Origin of the sequence: Streptomyces endocoffeicus, from assembly GCF_016741935.1 — a bacterium.
GTDB lineage: Bacteria > Actinomycetota > Actinomycetes > Streptomycetales > Streptomycetaceae > Streptomyces > Streptomyces endocoffeicus.
The window spans coordinates 1-1635 of record NZ_JAERRG010000134.1 but is presented as its reverse complement, the minus strand read 5'-3'; the positions used below and the strand labels follow the sequence as shown (position 1 = coordinate 1635).

Annotated in this window: 1 protein-coding gene; it reads left to right on the top strand. The window is 69.7% G+C overall.

The genetic code is table 11. The features are described from left to right. On the top strand, nucleotides 1-1635 hold a 1635-nt coding region (locus tag JK364_RS54205; protein WP_230993973.1), incomplete at both ends, for a condensation domain-containing protein.

Sequence of the window (1635 nt, the reverse complement as noted above, 5' to 3'; positions counted from 1 at the left end):
TCTTCGGCGCCGAGGTCAGCATCCGTGCGCTGTTCACCGCCCCGACGGTGGCCGACGTGGCCCGGCTGCTCGACGGCACGGAGGACGGCACCGCCCAGCAGGCACTGACCGCTCGGCCGCGCCCGGAGGTGCTGCCGCTGTCGTACGCCCAGCAGCGGATGTGGTTCCTCAACCGCCTCGAAGGCGTCGGCGACGGCGCCGTGTACAACCTCCCGCTGGCGCTCCGGCTCTCCGGCGAGCTCGACAGGGTCGCTCTGGAGGCGGCGCTCGGGGATGTCGCCGACCGGCACGAGAGTCTGCGTACGGTCTTTCCCGAGACCGATGGTGAACCGCGCCAGCATGTGCTGACGGGCGAGGCGGGTCGGCCGCCGCTGATCGTGGTGGAGACCGCGGAGGAACACCTGCGGGAGGTGCTCGGCGGCTATGCCGCCCGTGGGTTTGATCTGAGCGTTGATCTGCCGTGGCGGGCGCGGCTGTTGAAGACGGGTGCGTCGGAGTATGTGTTGCTGATCGTGGCGCATCACATCGCGGTTGATGGCTGGTCGATGGGTGTGTTGGGCCGGGAGATCGGGGTGGCGTATGCGGCCCGGCGGGCGGGCCGTGCGCCCGGCTGGGAGCCGTTGCCGGTGCAGTACGCGGACTATGCGCTGTGGCAGCGCGAGGTGCTGGGCACCCTCGACGACCCGAACAGCGTGGTCAGTGGCCAGCTCGGCTACTGGCGTGAGGCGCTGACCGGTGCGCCGGAGGAGCTCGTCCTGCCGACCGACCGGCCCCGGCCGGCGATCTCGTCCTTCCGCGGTGGCGAAGTGCCGGTCGCCATCACCGCGGAAACCCATGCCCGGCTCACGGAGCTTGCCCAGCGGGGTGGGGCGACGATGTTCATGGTGATGCACGCCGCCATCTCCGCGCTGCTGTCGCGGATGGGCGCCGGGAAGGACATTCCGGTCGGTACGGCGGTGGCGGGGCGTGGGGACGCGGCTTTGGACGGGCTGGTGGGGTTCTTCGTCAACACGCTCGTCTTGCGGAGTGATGTGAGTGGCGATCCGACTTTTGTGGAGTTGCTGTCTCGGGTGCGGGAGGCGGATCTGGACGCGTATGCCCATCAGGATGTGCCGTTTGAACGGTTGGTGGAGGATCTCAATCCTGCGCGGTCGTTGGGGCGTAATCCGCTGTTTCAGGTGTCGTTGGGGCTTCAGGGGGCGCCTGCGGGTGAGGGGCGGTTGTGGGATCTGCCGGGGTTGCGGGTGCGTCCGTTGGAGTCGGGGACGGAGGCTTCGGCACGGGTGGACCTTGCCTTGGATTTGGCCGAGCATCGCGACGACGACGGCAACCCGGGCGGGATCCGCGGCGCGTTCCTCTATGCCACCGACCTCTTTGACGAACGGACGGTGGAGGGGCTGGCCGAGCCGCTGGTGCGGTTGCTGGAGCAGGTGGCGGCCGACCCTTCGGCCCGAGTGAGTGAGTTCGAGGTGCTCGGTGGCGCGGAGCGGGCGCGGGTGCTGGAGGGATGGAACGCCACTGAGCGGGACGTTCCCGTGCGGCCGTTGGCGGCGTTGTTTGACGCACGGGCCGAGCTGTCCCCGGAGGCGGTGGCGGTGGTTGGTGCGGGTGGTGAGGAGTGGTCGTACGCGGAGC